The organism is Nisaea nitritireducens (assembly GCF_014904795.1).
GTDB classification, from domain to species: domain Bacteria; phylum Pseudomonadota; class Alphaproteobacteria; order Thalassobaculales; family Thalassobaculaceae; genus Nisaea; species Nisaea nitritireducens.
This window is the reverse complement of the sequence record NZ_JACZFS010000060.1, coordinates 17,004-35,962: the sequence shown is the minus strand read 5'-3', so window position 1 is coordinate 35,962 and position 18,959 is coordinate 17,004. Positions and strand designations below refer to the sequence as shown.

The 18,959-nt window shown below is 62.7% G+C and carries 17 protein-coding genes; 6 read left to right on the top strand and 11 right to left on the bottom strand.

All coding sequences use genetic code 11. The features are described 5' to 3' along the window. Nucleotides 1-74 precede the first annotated feature (74 nt). Nucleotides 75-506 carry an organic hydroperoxide resistance protein gene (locus IG629_RS19195; RefSeq protein ID WP_226886936.1) on the top strand — a complete coding sequence of 144 codons (432 nt, stop codon included), beginning with the start codon at nucleotides 75-77 and terminating at the stop codon, nucleotides 504-506. Nucleotides 507-560: 54 nt separating this feature from the next. Here the strand turns inward: IG629_RS19195 and IG629_RS19190 are convergent, their stop codons facing one another. Both IG629_RS19190 and IG629_RS19185 read right to left on the bottom strand, forming a co-directional pair. Continuing rightward, nucleotides 561-3,086: an ABC transporter permease gene (locus tag IG629_RS19190; RefSeq protein WP_193173527.1), complete on the bottom strand. Its 2,526-nt coding sequence runs from the start codon at nucleotides 3,084-3,086 to the stop codon at nucleotides 561-563. Continuing rightward, the gene (locus tag IG629_RS19185; protein ID WP_193173526.1) at nucleotides 3,086-3,823 is read right to left on the bottom strand and encodes an ABC transporter ATP-binding protein; all 738 of its coding nucleotides are present in this window, start codon (nucleotides 3,821-3,823) and stop codon (nucleotides 3,086-3,088) included. The genes IG629_RS19190 and IG629_RS19185 overlap by 1 nt, the downstream gene beginning before the upstream one ends. Nucleotides 3,824-3,980: 157 nt before the next feature. Here IG629_RS19185 and IG629_RS19180 point away from each other — a divergent pair, with 157 nt between their 5' ends. The 5 genes from IG629_RS19180 to IG629_RS19160 all read left to right on the top strand — a co-directional run bounded on the left by IG629_RS19180 (nucleotide 3,981) and on the right by IG629_RS19160 (nucleotide 7,938). Next, nucleotides 3,981-4,583: an arylesterase gene (locus tag IG629_RS19180; RefSeq protein WP_226886935.1), complete on the top strand. Its 603-nt coding sequence runs from the start codon at nucleotides 3,981-3,983 to the stop codon at nucleotides 4,581-4,583. 110 nt (nucleotides 4,584-4,693) lie between these two features. Further along, nucleotides 4,694-5,737, top strand: coding sequence for an NADP(H)-dependent aldo-keto reductase (locus IG629_RS19175; protein ID WP_193173524.1), 1,044 nt, complete (start codon nucleotides 4,694-4,696; stop codon nucleotides 5,735-5,737). Between the two features lie 31 nt (nucleotides 5,738-5,768). Next, nucleotides 5,769-6,392, top strand: a complete 624-nt coding sequence (gene thpR, locus IG629_RS19170; protein WP_193173523.1) for an RNA 2',3'-cyclic phosphodiesterase — start codon at nucleotides 5,769-5,771, stop codon at nucleotides 6,390-6,392. Nucleotides 6,393-6,463: 71 nt separating this feature from the next. Further along, on the top strand, nucleotides 6,464-7,201 hold the full coding sequence (locus tag IG629_RS19165; protein ID WP_193173522.1) for a DUF1194 domain-containing protein: 738 nt from the start codon (nucleotides 6,464-6,466) through the stop codon (nucleotides 7,199-7,201). Beyond that, nucleotides 7,168-7,938, top strand: a complete 771-nt coding sequence (locus tag IG629_RS19160; protein WP_193173521.1) for a DUF1194 domain-containing protein — start codon at nucleotides 7,168-7,170, stop codon at nucleotides 7,936-7,938. Before IG629_RS19165 ends, IG629_RS19160 begins: the two co-directional genes overlap by 34 nt. Here the strand turns inward: IG629_RS19160 and IG629_RS19155 are convergent. The 9 genes from IG629_RS19155 to IG629_RS19115 are packed head-to-tail and all read right to left on the bottom strand — an operon-like array spanning nucleotide 7,935 to nucleotide 18,959. Next, complete coding sequence (locus IG629_RS19155; RefSeq protein ID WP_193173520.1) at nucleotides 7,935-8,984, bottom strand: histone deacetylase family protein; 1,050 nt, start codon at nucleotides 8,982-8,984, stop codon at nucleotides 7,935-7,937. The two genes, IG629_RS19160 and IG629_RS19155, sit on opposite strands and share 4 nt — an antisense overlap. Nucleotides 8,985-9,008: 24 nt before the next feature. Continuing rightward, a complete protein-coding gene (locus tag IG629_RS19150; protein ID WP_193173519.1) occupies nucleotides 9,009-10,541 on the bottom strand; it encodes an acyl-CoA carboxylase subunit beta in 1,533 nt (510 codons plus the stop codon). Nucleotides 10,542-10,592: 51 nt separating this feature from the next. Then, on the bottom strand, nucleotides 10,593-11,288 hold the full coding sequence (locus IG629_RS19145; RefSeq protein ID WP_193173518.1) for an ATP12 family chaperone protein: 696 nt from the start codon (nucleotides 11,286-11,288) through the stop codon (nucleotides 10,593-10,595). Nucleotides 11,289-11,292: 4 nt separating this feature from the next. Then, nucleotides 11,293-14,694, bottom strand: coding sequence for an AsmA family protein (locus tag IG629_RS19140; RefSeq protein WP_193173517.1), 3,402 nt, complete (start codon nucleotides 14,692-14,694; stop codon nucleotides 11,293-11,295). Between the two features lie 13 nt (nucleotides 14,695-14,707). Then, entirely contained in the window at nucleotides 14,708-15,388 is a 681-nt protein-coding gene (locus IG629_RS19135) for an HAD-IA family hydrolase (protein WP_193173516.1), read from the bottom strand. Continuing rightward, the gene (locus IG629_RS19130; protein ID WP_193173515.1) at nucleotides 15,388-16,386 is read right to left on the bottom strand and encodes an RluA family pseudouridine synthase; all 999 of its coding nucleotides are present in this window, start codon (nucleotides 16,384-16,386) and stop codon (nucleotides 15,388-15,390) included. Before IG629_RS19130 ends, IG629_RS19135 begins: the two co-directional genes overlap by 1 nt. Next, nucleotides 16,383-16,763 carry a fluoride efflux transporter CrcB gene (gene crcB / locus IG629_RS19125; protein WP_193173514.1) on the bottom strand — a complete coding sequence of 127 codons (381 nt, stop codon included), beginning with the start codon at nucleotides 16,761-16,763 and terminating at the stop codon, nucleotides 16,383-16,385. The genes IG629_RS19130 and crcB overlap by 4 nt, the downstream gene beginning before the upstream one ends. 14 nt (nucleotides 16,764-16,777) lie before the next feature. Then, nucleotides 16,778-17,659, bottom strand: a complete 882-nt coding sequence (locus IG629_RS19120) for a hypothetical protein (protein WP_193173513.1) — start codon at nucleotides 17,657-17,659, stop codon at nucleotides 16,778-16,780. Beyond that, complete coding sequence (locus tag IG629_RS19115) at nucleotides 17,649-18,959, bottom strand: replication-associated recombination protein A (RefSeq protein ID WP_193173512.1); 1,311 nt, start codon at nucleotides 18,957-18,959, stop codon at nucleotides 17,649-17,651. Before IG629_RS19115 ends, IG629_RS19120 begins: the two co-directional genes overlap by 11 nt.

Here is an 18,959-nt window from a genome sequence, read left to right as displayed (position 1 = left end):
CTTGACGCTATCGACATGAGCATTATTTATATCGTGCACGATATATTTATCGCCGCACTTCAAGGAGCCTAATCATGTCAGTGAATGTCCTCTACACCATCGGCGCCACCGCAACCGGCGGCCGGGACGGCCAGGCAAAAACCAGCGACGGCGCGCTCGACGTCACGCTCTCGACCCCGAAGGAACTCGGCGGCGCGGGCGGCGCAGGTAACAATCCGGAACAGCTTTTCGCAGCGGGCTATGCCGCCTGCTTCCTCGGCGCCATGAAGTTCGTCGCCTCCCAGGGAGACTCTTCGGTGAAGATCACGCCGGACACCACCGTCTCCTCCGAAGTTGGCATCGGCCCGCGCGCGGAAGGCGGGTTCGGGCTTGAGGTATCGCTCGCCGTTTCCGTTCCCGGCGCGGACAAGGACGCGGTCCAGGATCTGATCGAGAAAGCCCACCAGGTCTGCCCGTACTCGAACGCCACACGGAACAATATCGATGTGAAGCTGTCGGTCGCCTGAGGCCGATCCATATTCCCGAAAGAACCAGCGGACCGCCTATTGGCGGTCCGTCCGTTATTCGTTCCGCAGCAGCGGTGCCGCTTTCTGTGACAGAGCACTCCAGGTGCCGATCAGGCCGAGCGTGATGGTGATCGCCGTCGAGAAGGCCGCCGTCAGCACCACAGACGGCGCATCGAAGGCGAAATCGCCCCGCATCAGCTGGGTGATGACGACATAGCCTATGACCGTGCCGATCAGGGCCGCGACCAGAGATGTGGCTAGGCCGAGCAGGCCGTATTCCATGACATAGGCAGTCAGCACCTTGCGCCGGGTCGCCCCCAGCACCTTCAACACCACAGCGTCGTAGATCCGGCGCTGATGACCCGAGATGACAGCGCCCGCCAGCACCAGCACACCGGCCAGCAGCGTCACCGATGCGGTGATCCGGATAGCGATACCGACCGCGTCCATGATCCGCCCGGCATTCTCCAGCGCATCCTTCACCCGGATGGCGGAGACATTGGCGAACCGGTCTGTGACCGCCCGCTGCACCGCCTCTTCGGCCCCCGGTGTCTCGGCATAAACCGTCGAGATGATGCTGTGTGGCGCCGCCTCCAGCGTGCCGGGTGCAAAGACGAAGACGAAATTCATCCCGAGCGACTGCCACTCGATATTCCGCAGGTTATGCACCGTCGCGGTGATCTCGCGCCCCAGCACGTTCAGCGTGATGGTATCGCCGACACCGATGCCGTAGCCGCGCGCGATTTCCGCGTCGAAGGACAGCAGCGGCGGCCCGCTATAATCCTCCGCCCACCACTCACCCTCGACCAGATCGGTGCCGGGTGGCGGCGTGGCGGCATAGGTCAGGCCGCGATCGCCGTTGATAGTCCATTGCACGTCTGGATCGACCTTGCGCTCCGCGACAGGCACCCCCGCAATCTGCACGATCCGGCCGCGCACCAGCGGCGTGCGTTCCATCTTGGTGATGCCGGGCACGCTCTCCACCGTCTCGATAAAGCCGTCAACCTGGTGCGGCTGAATATCGATGAAGAAATAGGACGGCGCGATTTCCGGAATCTGCTCTTTCAACTGCCGCGACAGGTTGGCCTCGATCAAGGCGATGGCCACCAGCACGGTAAGACCAAGCCCGAGGGAAAGGATCACGCTGGCGGTCGGCGCGCCGGGCCGGTGCAGGTTGGCAATGGCCAGCCGCAGGTCCGGGCGTTTCGGCGTCGGTATCATGCGGGCGCCCCGAACGATAAGCTGGGCTCCACCGCCGAACAGCAGCAGAACACCCACCGCCCCGGCGATAAACCCGCTCGCCAGTTTCGGATCGTCCGTCGCAACTACAGCCAACCCGGCCAGGATCAGGGCGCTGATCGCACTGGCAACGATGTATTTACCGGCAGGCCGTCCGGACGGAGGCACGATCAGGGCGCGGAAAAGCTGCGCCGCACGCACAGCCCCGGCCCGGCCGAGCGGCCAGAGCGAGAAGGCGACGGTGGTCAGGTAGCCGAAGGCACCCGCGGTCAGCAGCGGCTTCCAGTAAAGCCCGCCCGGTACCTCGAACGGCAGCATGCCGCTGATCAGCGTGCCCGCGACCAATGGTGCCAGCGCGCCGATGACAAGCCCGGCGCCGATCCCCACGGTGGCGACCGCAAGAATCTGGATGAAATAGGCGGTGAAAACGGTTCCGGTCGTGGCGCCGAGGCATTTCAGGGTAGCGATGGTTGCCATCCGCCGGTCGAGGAAGGCCCGCACCGCATTGGCAATGCCCACACCGCCGACCAGAAGCGCCGTCAGCCCGACAAGGGTCAGGAATTGCGTCACCCGGTTGATGAAACGGTCGAACCCCGGGGCAGCGCGGTCGACGCCGCGTATCCGCCAGCCCGCGTCAGGGAATTTCTTGTTGGTCTGCTCGATCCAGTCGGCTCCCTTGATGCCCTGTTTCAGGGCGATCAGGTAGTGGAAGCGGATCAGGCTGCCGCGCTGGACCAGACCCGTGTCCGGCAGGGAAGCCGCCGGGATCATCACGCGCGGCCCGAAGGAGGCAAAGCTGACGGCCCGGTCCGGCTCTTTCGCGATGACATCGCGGACCTCGAAGACGGCCTCGCCGATCTTCAGGCGATCACCCGGCACAAGCTCAAGCCGGGTCGCTAGAGCCTCATCCACCACCGCGCCGTAGGTACCGTCGCGCAGCGCCAGTTCCGTCTGGATGGCGCCACCTTTTTGCAGATCGAGGGAGCCAAACATTGGGTAGGCGTCGCTCACCGCCTTCAGCTCGACCAGAGTGCGCCGGTCCGCATCCGTCTTGCGGGCCATGGCGCGCATCTCGACGGTTTCGGCCACGGTGCCGGACTGGTGGAACCAGTCGATCTGTTCAGGTGCCGCCTCGCGGTGGGTGTAGCGGATCTCGATATCGCCGCCGAGGATCTCCCGGGCGTCCCGCTCGACCCCGGCCATCATGGCCGAGGAAACGGAGCCGACACCGGCCATCGCCGCCACGCCAAGGGCGAGGCAGGCCAGGAACACGCGAAAGGACGAAGCGGCTCCGCGCAGCTCCCGGCGGGCAATCGTCAGGGCAATGAAGAAATTTCGCATCAGGCGCTCTGCCGCTCGGCTGCCGCACCGTCATCCGGTTGGGCGACCTCACCGCATGCCGTGCGTCTGGTATCCCCCACGATCTTGCCGTCGGCCATGGAGATGACCCGACTGCAATGTTCGGCCAGTGCCATGTCATGGGTGATCAGCACCAGGGTAGTGCCGTGGGTCTCGCTCAACTCAAAAAGCAGTTCCATGATGGTGTCGCCGGTAGCACCGTCGAGATTTCCCGTCGGCTCGTCCGCCAGCAACAGTTTCGGCCGGGTGACGAAGGCGCGGGCAATGGCCACGCGCTGCTGCTCGCCTCCGGAAAGCTGGTCCGGGTAGTGCGTCACCCGGTGCGCCAGTCCTACCTTGGCGAGGCTCTCTTCTGCCACAGCAAAGGCATCGCGGGAGCCCGCCAGCTCAAGCGGTATGGCCACATTCTCCAGCGCCGTCATGGTCGGCACCAGACGGAAGGCCTGGAAGACGATCCCCACCGTGTCGCGGCGGAACACGGCGAGCGCATCCTCGCTCATGGCGGAGAGGTTGTGGTCCGCGACGGAGACGCTGCCGGAGCTGGCCTGCTCCAAACCGCCCATCACCATCATCAGGGTCGATTTTCCCGCACCGGACGGCCCGACGATGCTGACCGTCTCGCCGGCAGTCACCTCAAGATCAATTCCGCGGAGGATATTGACCTCGCCCGCCCCGCTCCTCAGGTTAAGGTGCAAGTCGGACAGTCGGATCAATGCCATGAGTGAGTCTTCCCAGATTAAACAGCGGCGGAGTCCGGCATCGCCAGACGCCCCGGAATTATGCGCACCTCCGCCATATAGGGTTACCATGGTGCATTGCAACGCTGTCAGCCGTGCTTTCCGCCGCTGTGCCGCGGTTGTCTTCCCGGCGTTATTGTTGATTTTCCTCACTCTCGGCACAGCGGCACATGCTGAAATCCGCATCCTCGGCCTCGGTGACAGCCTGATGGCGGGGTATGGATTGCCCCCGGGCGATGGTTTTCCCGACCAGTTGCAAACCGCGTTGCGGGCGACGGGTATCGACGCCGAAGTGGTGAATGCCGGTGTGTCCGGCGATACCAGTGCAGGCGGACGGGCCCGGCTGGACTGGGCACTTGCCTCCAATCCGCACGCGGTGATCCTGGAGCTTGGCGCGAATGACGGTCTGCGCGGGCTGGAGCCGGCGGAAACCAGACGCAATCTCGACGCCATTCTGACCGCCCTCGATGAAAAAGGCCTGCCGGTTCTGCTCGCGGGCATGCTGGCGCCGCCCAATCTCGGCCAGGAATATGGCGCAGAGTTCGAGGCGGTTTTCCGGGAACTGGCTGAGAAACACGAAACCCTGTTCTATCCGTTTTTCCTCGACGGCGTCGTCGGCGACCCGGCGCTCAATCAAAAGGACGGCATCCACCCGACCAGGGAGGGCGTTGCCATCATCGTCAAACGCATCATGCCGCGCGTGAAAGAGCTTATCTCGAAAAGCAAGACAGCCGCCCGTTGATCCCGGACGCGCCCCGCGCTTAAACTCCGCGCCTTCGGGCCCTGCCTGCCCGGCTATCTATCGCCCGTGAGCCAATCGCCTATCTGCCAATCAACGGAAGTGAGCTGCCAATGGAATACCGCCCGCTCGGACGAACGGACCTGCGCGTCAGTGTGATCTGCCTCGGAACCATGACCTATGGCGAGCAGAACAGCGAAGCCGAGGGCCATGAGCAGATGGACTACGCGCTGGAGCGCGGCGTCAATTTCTTCGACACGGCGGAAATGTATTCCGTGCCGCCCCGCGCCGAGACCTACGGCCGGACAGAGGAAGTCATCGGCACCTGGGTCAAGGCCAGCGGCAAGCGGGACAAGGTGATCCTGGCGACCAAGGTGGTCGGCCCGGGCGAGCGCTTCGCCCATGTCCGCGACGGCAATCCCAAGTTCAACCGCGAGCACATTACGGCTGCGGTCGATGCCAGCCTGAAGCGGCTGCAGACGGACTATATCGACCTCTACCAGCTGCACTGGCCGGAGCGTTCCACCAACACTTTCGGCAAGCTCAACTATGTGCATGCCGAGGAGCAGGACTGGACACCGCTGGAAGAGACCCTCGGCGTGCTGGCCGACCTGATCAAGGAAGGCAAGATCCGGCATATCGGCCTTTCCAACGAGACGCCCTGGGGCACGATGAAATGCATCGCGTTGTCCGATGCCATGGGCCTGCCGCGCCCTGTTTCGGTGCAGAATCCCTACAATCTGCTGAACCGCAGCTTCGAGGTCGGTCTGGCCGAAGTGGCGATCCGCGAGAATTGCGGGCTGCTTGCCTACTCGCCCATCGCCGGCGGTGTGCTCAGCGGCAAGTATCTCGACGGCGCCCAGCCTGAAGGCGCCCGCATGACGCTGTTCCCGGGTAATTTCTCACGCTATCTGAAGCCGAATGCCGAGGAAGCCACGATCGCCTATGCCAAGCTCGCCAAAGAGTACGGATTCGCGCCTGCGGACCTCGCCAACACATTCGTTAACACCCGCCAGTTCACCACCTCGAACATCATCGGCGCGACGACGATGAAGCAGCTGGAAAGCAATATAGACACTGCTGAAATGGTGCTTCCGGAAGCCCTTCTGGAAGAGATCGAAAAGGTTAACCAGCTGTACTCAAATCCCTGTCCTTGACAGCCTGCGCGAGCGTGATAGCCAATTATGTATGAACAGGTTGTTCGTCGCGCTCGCGCTACCCGACCATGTCCGCGCCGCACTCTCCCGGCTGCGCCGCGGTTTTCCCGGCGCCCGTTGGGTCGCGGAAGAAAACTTTCACCTGACATTGAGATTTATCGGCGAAGTCGATAACCGGGCGATGGACGACATCGCCGAACGACTGGACCGCGTCCGCGAGCCGGGCTTCGACCTCGAACTTGACGGTTTCGGCTGCTTCGAGACCAAGGGCAAGGTCCGCGCATTGTGGGCCCGTGTCCTCGCCAGCGAAGAGTTGCTCCATCTGCAGCGCAAGATCGACACCGCCCTCGATTCGGCAGGCGTGGCGCGTGAAACGCGGAAATTCAGACCACATGTGACTCTGGCCCGGTTCAAGGACGCGCCGCTCGACGGGGTGAACGAACTCATCTGCGAGGCGAGCCCGTTCAGCGCCGGGCCGTTCCCGATCGGGTCCTTCACGCTTTACCGCAGTTTCCTGCACCGGGACGGGCCGATCTATCGTCCCGAGGTGGTCTATCCGCTCGACGGAGATGCCTTTTCCGATCCCTATTTCGACGAGTTCAGGGATGAAGAGGACCACGATTTCACGGACAGCACCGCGATTTCGTCGCATTAAGGCGGCATAGACACGGATTTTTCACAAAGACCTGCAAGGATAGCTGCCCGGCAGGAAGGCTTTGGTGGACCATGCTTCGTCTCGTTTGTTTTATCCTCGTGTTTGTTTGCTCTCTACCGCGCGTCGGCGCGGCCGACATCCCGGTCGATATAGAGCTGGTTCTGGCCATCGACTGTTCTTCCAGTGTGGATGACGAGGAATTCGCCCTCCAGGTTTCCGGCATGGCCAACGCCTTCCGCGATCCGATGATCCAGGACGCCATCCAGAACGGTGTCGAGGGCGCCATCGGGATCTCCATCATCCAGTGGTCGAGCGAGCGTTTCCAGAATGTCGCGGTGCATTGGCGCCTGCTGACCGGTCCCGCCGACGCGAACAATCTGGCAAACGAGATCGAGGCGATGCCGCGCACCATCGGCACCGGCGCAACCTCGATAGCAAACGCGCTGCTTTTCGCCGCCAACAGCTTCAACGGGAACGGCATGGAGGGGTTCCGCCGGGTGATAGACATGTCGGCGGACGGCGAGAACAATCAGGGCCTCGACATTCATATCGCCCGCGCCCAGGTGCTGGCCCGCGGCATCACAATCAACGGACTGGCAATCCGGAATGAGTTTCCCAATCTCGACATCTATTTCGAGGACCGGGTGATCGGCGGCGACAGGGCTTTTACCGAAGTGGCGAAAGATTACGAGGACTACCGAAACGCCATCTTCCGGAAACTTTTCCGCGAACTGCGCGACGTCCCCGTTGCGGACGGGTCCGGCCTTGACCCATCATGGAACGAGGCGCGGCTCATGGAGCGGCGCTGAAGAATCAGTTCGAACGCGGCGACCAACGTGGCGATCAGGGTGACGGTTTGAGATTTCTGAAGGCGGTTCTGGGCCTGTTTCTTTTCTGCCTCGGGCCGTCTTCCGTTGCCCAGAGCGAATACCCGGTCGATGTCGAACTGGTGCTCGCCATTGATTCCTCCGCCAGCGTTGATCGCAATGAATTCGACCTGCAGCTGCGCGGTCTCGCCCTTGCCTTTAACGATCCGGACGTGCAGCAGGCCATCAAAAACGGCGCCTTCCAGGCCATCGCGGTAACCCTTATCGAATGGTCCAGCGTCGACCGCCAGGCGGTCAACATTCCCTGGCGTCTGATCAACAGCGTCGAAAGCGCCGAAGCCTTCGCCGCAGACATCGCCTCCTCGGCCCGCATGGTCGATACTGGCGCGACCTCGATCTCGGCCGCCATCGCCTACAGTGTGCCCCTGTTCGCCGTGAACGGCTTCGCCGGACAGCGCCAGGTGATCGATATTTCAGGAGACGGCTTCAACAATTCGGGCCGGTTGATGCAGGAGGGCCGTGAGATCGCCAGCAATGCCCGCGTCACCGTCAACGGGCTGGCGATCCAGAATCAGGTGCTGGATCTCGGCGGTTATTTCGAGGAAACCGTTATCACCGGCCCCGGCGCTTTCGTCATCACCGCAGCGGACTACGAGGACTACATCCAGGCAATCCGGCGGAAATTATTGCGGGAAATCAAGGCGGCGCCGATTTCTTAGGAGCGCACGCCCTCAAACCCGTTCAGGAATGCCGCCAGATTGGCGCCGAGCTGATCGGAGATGTAACCGCCTTCCTGCACCAGCAGGCTCGGATATCCGGCTTCCGAAATTGTGCGGCCCATGCGGCGAAAGCCGTCCGTGGTGACCTTGCAGAAAGCCAGCGGGTCGGCTTCGGAGGCGTCGAGACCGAGGGCGACGACGAGCACATCCGGCTTGAAGGTCGCCATGGTTTCGAGGGCGTCGGCGAGGATTTCCATATAGGCATCGTCTCCGGTGCCCTGCGGCAACGGGTAATTCAAATTGCAGCCGGCACCGTCGCCCTCTCCCGTCTCGTTGCCGAAACCGGTGAAGAACGGGTAGTAGGTCGCCGGATCGCCATGCAGGGAAACGGTCAGCACATCGCCGCGCTCATAGAAGATGCCCTGCGTGCCGTTACCGTGATGCACATCCACGTCGAGGATCGCGACCTTTGCCGCTCCCCGGTCGCGCAGACGCTGGGCCGCGATGGCGGAATTATTGAGGAAGCAGAAACCGCCTGCCTGATCCGCGTAGGCATGGTGCCCCGGAGGGCGGCAGAGGGCGTAGAGATAGGCGCCGCTGTTCCCACCGTCGAGATCCTGAGCCAGCATGTCCGCGCCGGTCACTGCGACGTCCGAGGAGGCCAGAGCCCCTTCCCAGGTGCCTGCGCCGATCGGGCAGGCCGTGTCCGCCTGATAATGGCCTGACTGGGCCACGATATGCTGCGGCGGCTGTGACATGTTGCGGCCGGAATGCACGTTCGGGATGATCTCGTCCGCATGGTCCGGCAATGCGCACCAGCGCTCCCAGGCGTTCTCCAGAAAGTCGAGATAGCCCGCATCGTGAATCCTGGCCGCCGGGCCGGCACCGTGCTGCTTGGCCGGGATCAGATCATGCCCGGCTTCCGTTGCCGCCTTGAACAGGATTTCCGCCCGTTCCGGCCGCTCCGGGCTTTGCACGATGGCGCCCCGCGTAATGAACCGTTTCGGGGCATGCGCCGCATGCCCGTCCGTATAAACCACACGCATCTTGTTTGCCGTCCGAGAAGAAGGTTAGAGAGGAATGTTGTCGTGCTTCTTCCAGGGATTTTCGAGCTGTTTGTTCTTCAGCATCGAGAGGCCCCGGCAGATCCGCCGCCGCGTGTTGTGCGGCAGGATGACATCGTCGATATAACCGCGCGCACCGGCCACAAAGGGATTGGCGAATTTCTGGCGGTATTCCTCGGTCCGTTCGGCGATTTTCTCCTCGTCGCCGAGATCGCCCCGGAAGATGATCTCCACCGCGCCTTTCGGCCCCATCACGGCGATTTCCGCCGTCGGCCAGGCGAAGTTCAGATCGCCGCGCAGATGCTTGGAGCTCATGACGTCATAGGCGCCGCCATAAGCCTTGCGGGTGATCACCGTGATTTTCGGCACCGTGGCTTCGGCATAAGCATAGAGCAGCTTGGCTCCGTGCTTGATGATGCCGTTGAACTCCTGCGAGGTGCCCGGCAGGAAGCCCGGCACGTCGACGAAGGTGACGATCGGAATGTTGAAGCAGTCGCAGAAGCGGACGAAGCGCGCCGCCTTCTTCGAGCTTTCGATATCAAGGCAGCCGGCCAGCACCATCGGCTGGTTGGCGACGATGCCCACCGTCGAGCCCATCATCCGGGCGAAACCGACGATGATGTTGCCGGCATAGTTCGGCTGGATCTCGAAGAAATCGCCCTCGTCGACGACCTTCTCGATCAGCTCCTTCATGTCGTAAGGCTTGTTCGGATTGCTCGGCACCAGCGTGTCGAGCGAGATTTCCGGCCGGTCCATCGTATCGGCGGTCGGCCGCACCGGCGGCTTTTCCCGATTGTTCAGCGGCAGGAAGTCGATAAAGCGGCGGAGCTGCAGCAGCGCCTCGACATCGTTCTCGAACGCCAGGTCGGCAACGCCGGACTTGGTGGAATGCGTGACCGCGCCGCCCAGTTCTTCCTGGGTCACGGTCTCATGCGTCACAGTCTTCACCACGTCCGGGCCGGTGACGAACATGTAGGAGCTGTCCTTCACCATGAAGATGAAGTCGGTCATGGCCGGGGAATAGACGGCCCCGCCGGCGCACGGGCCCATGATCATGGAAATCTGCGGCACCACGCCCGAGGCGAGTACGTTGCGCTGGAACACTTCGGCATAACCGCCGAGGGAGGCGACGCCTTCCTGGATGCGGGCCCCACCGCTGTCATTCAGCCCGATAACCGGCGCACCGACCTTCATGGCCTGATCCATCAGCTTGCAGATCTTCTCCGCATGGGCTTCCGAGAGAGAGCCGCCGAAGACGGTGAAATCCTGGCTGAAGACGAAAATCATCCGGCCGTTCACGGTGCCGTAGCCGGTCACCACGCCATCGCCCGGCACCTTGTTCTCGGCCATGCCGAAATCGGTGCAGCGATGCTCGACGAACATATCCCATTCCTCGAACGAGCCTTCGTCGAGCAAGACCTCGATGCGTTCCCGCGCTGTCAGCTTGCCTTTGGCATGCTGCGCCGCGACCCGCTTCTCGCCACCGCCCGCACGCGCTGCATCGCGCATTTCCCCGAGCCGCTCAATGATTTCCTGCATACGTCTAATCTCCCTGAACCGCGCCACGATAGGCGCAGCCCGCGCGGTGCGTCAAACCCGGCAGAAAGTAATGAAACGGGCGGCGTTCGTCATGTCCGTTGCCATCGCCTTGCGGCGGGCCGTCGCTTCCCAGTCCTCGCCCCAGCGCTCGGCCTGGAACAGCTCGTCCAGCAGTGCGTATTCGATGCCTTTTTCCGCCTCGATGCGGCCTTCCAGAACGGACAGCGCGATGACGAGCGAGCCGAAACCGGTTGTCAGCTGATAGAGCCCTGAGAGGACCAGATCATTGTGATCGGCAATCCCACCACGCAGTGCGGCAAGAGCCTCTTCACTCTGGGTCAGGGGCATGATCCCGGCAGTGACGGCAAGCTCGGCGCCGAATCGCTCCCGGCACCAGTCCAGCAGCGGCTGCCAGGACTTGGCCTGCCGGATCACGAGATCGTCGGGATCTTCCGCCCGGTAGCAGACCAGATCGGAGCCGCCATAAGCGACGATCTGCTCAATGACCGCATCGCGTTGCGGCGTCACCCGGTCGATCCCGGTTGCGGCCAGCGACATGAAAGGCATGGAGTCCGGGAGAATTTTCTCCTCCTGGGCATTCCATTCGGATGCGATTTCCGCTGCGAGATCTTCACCCGGCAGCAGCAGAGGCGCTTTCGCCGGAGTGCGGACCGGACGATCATCGAGCAGAACCTGATAGCCGCCTTCCGCCGCCCCGATCGAGGCCGCCTTGTAGAACCGTTTCACGCACTTACTCCAAGACTTTTTTGATCCCGCCGAACAGACCGTCGACCGCCTTGCCGGGCAGTTTCAGAACATCTTTGCCGGTCTCGACGGCACCACCGTTCTTGCCGGAGCTCTTGTTCGACGCCTTGCCGATTGCCGCCGCTTCTTCCGGGCTCTTGCCTTCTGCCAGTGCCAGCGCCGCCGGGCAAGGGTCTTCCGTCTCGCCGGAGGAAATCAGGGGCAGCACAAGCGCAAGCGGATTGATCGCCGTGAGAGCCACGGCCCCGGCACCGAGCACCGCCGTTTTCGCAGCGCCCGCCACGTCGGGCAGTATGGTCGGATCGGCCAGCGGGCCGGAAATCCGGATCGGGGTCGCCAGGCTGACCAAGCTGAAATCCTTCGGCTTCGGGTGCAGCAGGAAATCGACCTTCTCATCGCGGAGATCCACAGTACCCGCCCCGCCGACTGTCACCCGCGCACTATCGACCAGAAAGACGGTGGATTTCGCTATGCCTTCAGAGATGTCGAAACGTGTCGCCATGCAGTTCAGCTTGGCTTCCTTGTCAGCCGTCTTGCCGATGGATGGCAGCAGACTGGTCACCAGATCAGCGGCGATCAGCTCCCAATAGGTGTTCGAAATAGTGCCGTCCTTCAAATAGAGCGCGACATGGCCGTTCACCGTGTCCATTGCCTCACGAGGGGTGCGGCCCGAAGCCACGAGTTTCGCCGAAGAATTTCCGTAGCCCTGGAAAATGGTCGTGTCGAAATACTCGCGCAGGACACCGCCGAAATGTGCATTGGTCCAGGTGCCGTCCAGAGCGAAGTCCGTCAGCGGGGCCTTGCTGCCATCGACCTTGGCCTCGAGATTGACCTGCCCCTCGTTGAAGACGCCTTCGGACGGATAGACGGTAAGCACCCTGTCCTGAAGGGCGGCATTCAGCTTCAGGCCCGTAACGACCAGCCCCGGAAGACGGAACTCGCCGGCGGACAGCTTGAAGGTCCCGTCCATCCGGTCCAGAACTTCCACGGGAAACGGCTTGTCCAGCGCCTCGTCGGACGGCACATCCGCCTTCACCTTCTCCGACGGCTTACCGGCAGGTACCCCGTTCCCATCGTCGAGATAAGGCTCCAGATCGAGAAGCGTGCTGGCCAGATCGATGGACGCCTTCGGCCGCTCACCTTCCAGCCCGAGTTTGACGGAACCGGTCAGATCGGAGCGCCCGATACGGGCATCCAGGCCGGAGAGCGTGAAACTGGTGAACCGCTCGTCGGCCTGAACCAGCGTCAATGCGCCCTTGATCGCCACTTTCTCGCCAACCGCCGTTCCATTGAAATCGAACGGAAGAGCCTGCCCCTGATCCACCAACGCCTTGATCGACGGGAAGCGGCCCACAATGTCAACGCCGCGCTTGCCGAGACGCCCGACGATACGGCCCTCGAAAGGTTCCGCCATGGAGGTGGCTTTCAGGGACAGAGTATCGATTTCCACCCGTTCATCAGGATCGGCGGATGTCCCCGCGTAGCGCACCTTGTCCAGTTGGATGGCGAAGGTACCGTCCACCGAAGACAGCATGGAAGCGATGGTGCGCCCCTTGCCGGAAAGGTCGATATCGACATCCGCCCGTCCCGACGCTTTGCCGTCGACACCGAAACGTTCTGCGGCAACGCCGACATCGATGTTCTTCCAGACCAGCCGGGAGGAAATCTTGGTACGCATGCCGGACGGCTCGACCCGCGCAGAGGCGGACAGTTTTGCCCTTGCCAGCATCATTTCCGGGATGGAGACCGACAACACCTCGTCCTGCAGGCTGACCGCGATATCGAGATCCCGCACCTTGTCCTGCGCCGTTGTAACTTCGGCGGCCCGGATATGGGCCTCACCGGAAATACCTTTCAGGACTATATGTTTCAGCGGCGTATCGAGACCGATATCGGCGACGTTCTCTACCAGTTTCAGTACGGCTTCCGGGTCGGTTCCGCTGGCGTCAAACTGAATGTCGAGCTTGGAAATGCTGACGTCCCGCCCGGCGTCCGGACCGTCCGGGTCAGTGTAACGGACCAGCGGAAGTGCCGCTTTGGCATTGACTGTGGCGCCCGCCATCAGCTCGCCCACGGTCTTGCCTGATGTCTTCACGGAAACGCTCAAGTCGCCTCCTGCCTCAAGGCCCGCCGTATTGACGGCCGTGCCGGCGAGCCGATCGAAATCGGCGCCCTTGATGGAGAGATCAACCGCAGCCACCAGGGCACGGCCGTCTTTCTCTACCTCAGCCCGCAACTTGATCGGCGAGCCCGCATAGACCGCCCAGAACGGCGAGACCGACAGCTTTCCATCCTTCAGGGCGACAGTCAGCGCAATGTCCGAAGCTTCGGCAGCGCTCGATTTGAGAGCCTTGATGTTCAGTGTTAGAGCAACATCGGCCTGCTCCAGCCACTCCACCGAAATCCCATCATCCAGGACGTTACGGATATTCCCCGTCGCCGCCCCACCGCCAGTATTCCTGACGTCGCGGTCGGGACCGGCCAGTGCTTCGATCGATCGCAGATCGATAAGTTGCGATTTCAGATTGCCCGAAAGGCTTGGGATACGGCCGGCCGTATCGAGCTTCAGATCGCCCGAGACATCCGAGGAAAACAGTCTGGCCTCGAGTCCCTGCACCGCGATGTTCGCAGGCACGCCATCCTCGTAAGCAAACAGCAGCTTGCCGGCAACGCGGAGCGGCTGGCCCATGGCCTCGCCACTGATGTCGAAAGGCTGCGGAGCGGAAGCGTCGCCGAGCGCCACGGCTGGCGGCAGGGTTCCGGCAACATCGATACGCTTGCCGTCGATGGACATTTTCACGATAGCCTCGACCGGATTGTCGAGATCCGGCGCATCCAGATCGACAGAATCGATATCGACGCGATGCTCCTGCCCCTCGAGCTTGTCGCTGTAGACCACATCAACGTCAATCAGGGTGACGCTTTCGATAACCGGGAAGATGCTGCTGCGGGACGGGCCGGACTCGTCGTCCTTGTCGTCGCCCGCCTCATCGCCGCCGAGCAGCCAGTTCGCCCGGCCATCGGCTTCCCGCAGCAGGTTCACCTTGGCATGTTCGAGGAATAGTCTCTCGACGATCACAATGCCGTCGAACAGCCTGTTGAGATCGAGATCCAGCTCCAGGGTCCCGACCGAGACCATGTCCTGCTCGCCTGCCCAGTCCGCATTCTGGAAACGGACATCCTCGACCCGGATTCTGGGGGTCCAGGACAGCTCGTAGGTCAGGGGACCGGAAATCGTCAGGGCGCGGCCCGTGGCCTTCTGGACCTGTTCCGCGACGATCTGCTTAACATCCTCTTCATCGAGGGACGTCAGATAGACCGCAGCGCCGCCCGCGAGGACAACGAGCAGCCCGAGGAGAGACAACAGGGAAATCTTCAGAATGCGCATTTAGCCGCTCCTATCAGAATGCCAGAAGCCGCTCGACCTCCGCATCCAGATCATCAAAATGATCAATCACTGCACCGGGACCGTAAGACGCCAGATCCGCTCGATCATGGTATCCCCAGGTCACCGCGACTGACGCCACCGACGCATTCCGCGCCGTCTCAAGATCGTAAACCGTATCGCCAACCATGATTGTGGCGGATGCCTCAACACCAGCCTCGTTCATCGCCTGGATCAGCATGCCGGGATGCGGCTTGCCCGGCGCCGTGTCCGAGGTCTGGATGCTGACGAAACGATCGATCAGTCCATGTACCTCCAACGCATGACGGGCGCCTCTGGTTCCCTTGCCTGTCGCAAGAGCGATCAGATAGCCCGCCGCATCGAGCCGCTCGACCACTTCCCGGGCGCCTGGCATCAACGGCTCGTGCCGCTCACCGCGATCCTGAGTGGCACGAACATCTCTACGATAATCCTGTACCAACGTCTCACAAAGATCCGGCGAAATTCCCGGTAACAAAGACCTGACAATGATCTCCAGCGGCAGGCCAACTCCAGCCCGCACAGACGCAGGGTCCGGAGCAGCAAAGCCGTTCCTCTCAAAAGACCGGGTCATTGAGGCGACAATAAGGTGCTGACTGTCGATCAGAGTGCCGTCCATGTCGAAAACAACCAGCCGCAGCGGATCGGAGGACGGCATCAGACGTCCTCTCGCAACGCGTCCGCACCACCTTCCGGATCGAAGCCGAAGAAATCCCAGGCCTTCAGCATATGCTCCGGCAAGGGCGCGGTGACTTTCAACAGCTTGCCGTTCGGCCGCTTCACCTCAATCTCGCGGGCATGCAGATGCAGCTTGCGGGACAGGCCTTCGGCCACCAGGAAGGCTTCCGGGCCGCCATATTTGCCGTCGCCGAGGATCGGCGCCCGACGTTCCATCATGTGAACGCGGAGCTGGTGGGTCCGGCCCGTGATCGGGCTGAGCGCCACCCAGGCGACGCGTTTGCCGAGCTGCTCGACCACCTCGTAGTCCGTCAGGGCCTTTTGACCCGTTTCGTAATCAACCGCCATCTTCTCACCAGCCTTGCCGGGCAGCTTGGAGATGGGAATGTCGATCCGGGCCACCCTGGGCTTCACCTCGCCAAGCACCACCGCCCAGTAGATCTTGCGCGTGGTCTTTTCCCGGAACGCCGCTGTCAGCCAGCGGGCCGCCACGGTCGAACGGGCGATCAGCAGGATGCCGGAGGTATCCTTGTCGAGCCGGTGCACCAGCTTTGGCCGTTCGGAGCGGCCAAAGCGAAAGCCGTCCAGCATGCCGTCGACATGCACTTTCTGCCCGGTCCCGCCTTGGGTAGCGATGCCGGCCGGCTTGTCCAGCACGATCACATCGTCATCCATGAACAGGATCCGCTCGCGCATTTCCTCCAGCAGGGCCTCGTCGATGCGGGGTTCCTTGCCGGGGCGACTGTCAGCCGTCGGCGGGCTGGTTTCCTTGTCTCCAAGCGGCGGCAAGCGCAGATATTGCCCCTCTTCGAGACGCTGGTTCGCCTTCACCCGCTTGCCGTCGACCCGGACCTGTCCGGTACGCAGCAGCTTTTCCAGCCGGCCATGGCCGAGGCCCGGATAATGCTTCTTGAACCAGCGGTCGATGCGCATATCCGCATCGTCGCCCTTAACCTGAATAGTCTGAACTCCGCTCATGCGAAGAGTCCTCTCATCACGGCGAGACCGCCGAACATGGCAAGAATGGCCCCCGCCACCGATAGCGCGACATAGACGCCCGCAAGCATCAGATTGCCGCGCTCCGTCAGGGTCGCGACGTCGAGCGCGAAGGTGGAGAAAGTGGTGAAGGCACCGCAAAAACCAACGATCAGAAAAGCCCGCGCTTCCAGCGGCAGACTGAACTTGAAAGCGAGCCCGCCGGCCAGCAGGCCGAGCAGGAACGAGCCAACGATATTCACCGTGATCGTGCCATAGGGAAATTCGCTGCCAAACAGATGCATGGCAACCGAACCGACTTTATGGCGGGCGAGCGCGCCGAGCGCTCCGCCGCACGCAATGGCAAGGAGCAGTTTCATCAGCGCTTGCTAGCCTAAGCCGCGCCGAATATCCAGCCCTCCTTGGTGGCACCAGCCCTGCGTGACTGCCGCCAAAGCGAAGGATCGGTGTGTAGCAGCCGCAATGCAGCGGCCGAGATCAAGGCATCCGCCTCGTCTTCGGTGCTGATTTCGGGGACCTTCCCTGCAGTGCCGCCAAAGTAGCGGCAGACAGCATCGAGATTGTCCCGGTCGCTCCAGGCTCGGGGATCGCCGCCGGCCAGCTTGTAGTAAAGCCGTGGAAAGATCTCGACGACAGTCAGCTCCCCTCCCGGCGCGGGGTCGAACGGCCAGACACGGATATCCCGGTCCAGCCCGCGCAACCGGTGCAACAGCCGCATGCCGGCGAGCGAGCCGGTGCCGACATTCGCCGCGCCGATACATTTGAAGACCGGATGCGGTGTCGTAACGAAAGCCGCCGCCTGTTCCGCCAGCCGCTGCCGGTAGCGGTACTTCTCTCCGCGCCAGCCGGGCGCCATGAAATAATCCCTGTAGGGCAAGTCTGGGCGCTTGTAGAGGGCCGCGCCGTATAAATCGGGGTCATCCTGCCCCGTCCGTTCCACAAGCGCCCAGACAGCCTCCGGAGAGCGTGGGGCGTCGGGCAGACCGGGGAAATAGGCTCCCTCATCCTCGAAGGCGTAGCAGAAGGCGAAATCAAACCCGGCCAGCACGCGGTAGCCTTCATCGATTGTGGCGATGAGATAAGTGAGCACATCCGGGCGGGACCAGATGCCATGCGCCCGGTAGGGATTGGCTACCAGACGGGGCAGCGCCTCATCCGGTTTGGCTACGGCAATCTGGATGCCTTTATTACGCGCGCCCTTTGCCCCGGACCAGTCGATGCCGAGGAAAAGATCAAAGCCGGGATCAGCCGTCACCGTCCGGTCCGTCGGCCACGCGCTGGCGGCGCAATTTGTCCCAATAAGCCAGCCGCTTCTGGATTTCCCGTTCGAAACCGCGCTCGACCGGCCGGTAGAACTGCTCCCGGCGCATATCCTCCGGGAAATAGTCCGCGCCGCTGAAGCCGTCCGGCGCATCGTGATCGTAGGCATAGCCCTTGCCGTAGCCGAGATCCTTCATCAGGTTCGTCGGGGCGTTCAGGATGTGGGCCGGAGGGGCCAGAGAGCCGGTGGCCTTGGCCGCACGCTTCGCCGCGCCGGCAGCCTTATAGGCGGCGTTCGATTTCGGGGCGGTTGCCAGATAGATCACGCATTGCGCCAGCATCAGGTCGCCTTCGGGCGATCCGATCCGCTCATAAGCGTCCCAGCAGGCCAAAGCCTGGGGCAGCGCGGCCGGGTCGGCCATGCCGATATCCTCCGACGCGAACCGGGTCAGGCGGCGCATGATGTAACCGGCATCCTCTCCGCCGGCCAGCATCCGGGACAGCCAGTAGAGCGCCGCATCCGCGTCAGAGCCACGCAGGGATTTGTGCAGGGCACTGATCAGATTGTAATGCTCTTCCCGGTTCTTGTCGTAGACCGGCGCCCGGTGCTGCACCGTCTTGGCCAGCCCGGCCCCGTCCAGCAGCGGCTCGGGAGGCAGCAGGAATATCTCTTCGGCCAGATTGAGCAGATAACGCCCGTCCCCATCCGCCATCGCCTTCAGAGCCTCGCGGCCGTCCGGGGTCAGCGGCAGGGAGCGGCCCTCGATTTCTTCGGCACGGGACAGCAACAGATCCAGCGCGGCATCGTCCAGCCGCCGCAGCACCAGCACCTGACAGCGGGACAACAGCGCGGCATTCAGCTCGAAGGACGGGTTCTCCGTCGTCGCACCGACCAGCACGACGGTGCCGTCCTCGACATAGGGCAGGAAACCGTCCTGCTGGGCCCGGTTAAAGCGGTGGATCTCGTCGATAAACAGCAGTGTGCCGCGCCCCATCTGGCGCCGCTCCTTCGCCTTCTCGAACACCTTGCGCAGATCGGCAACGCCGGAGAACACCGCCGAAAGCGGCTCGAACTCCATATCCGTGCCATCCGCCAGCAGACGGGCGATGGTGGTTTTGCCGCAGCCGGGAGGACCCCAGAGCAGGATCGAGGCGACCCGCTGACGCGCCAGCATGCGGCCAAGCGGCGCCTCCGGGCCGAGCAGATGATCCTGCCCAACGACTTCGGCAAGCACCTTGGGGCGGAGGCGGTCCGCAAGCGGCCTCGGCGCGTCGGCTTCAAACAGACTTGCCAC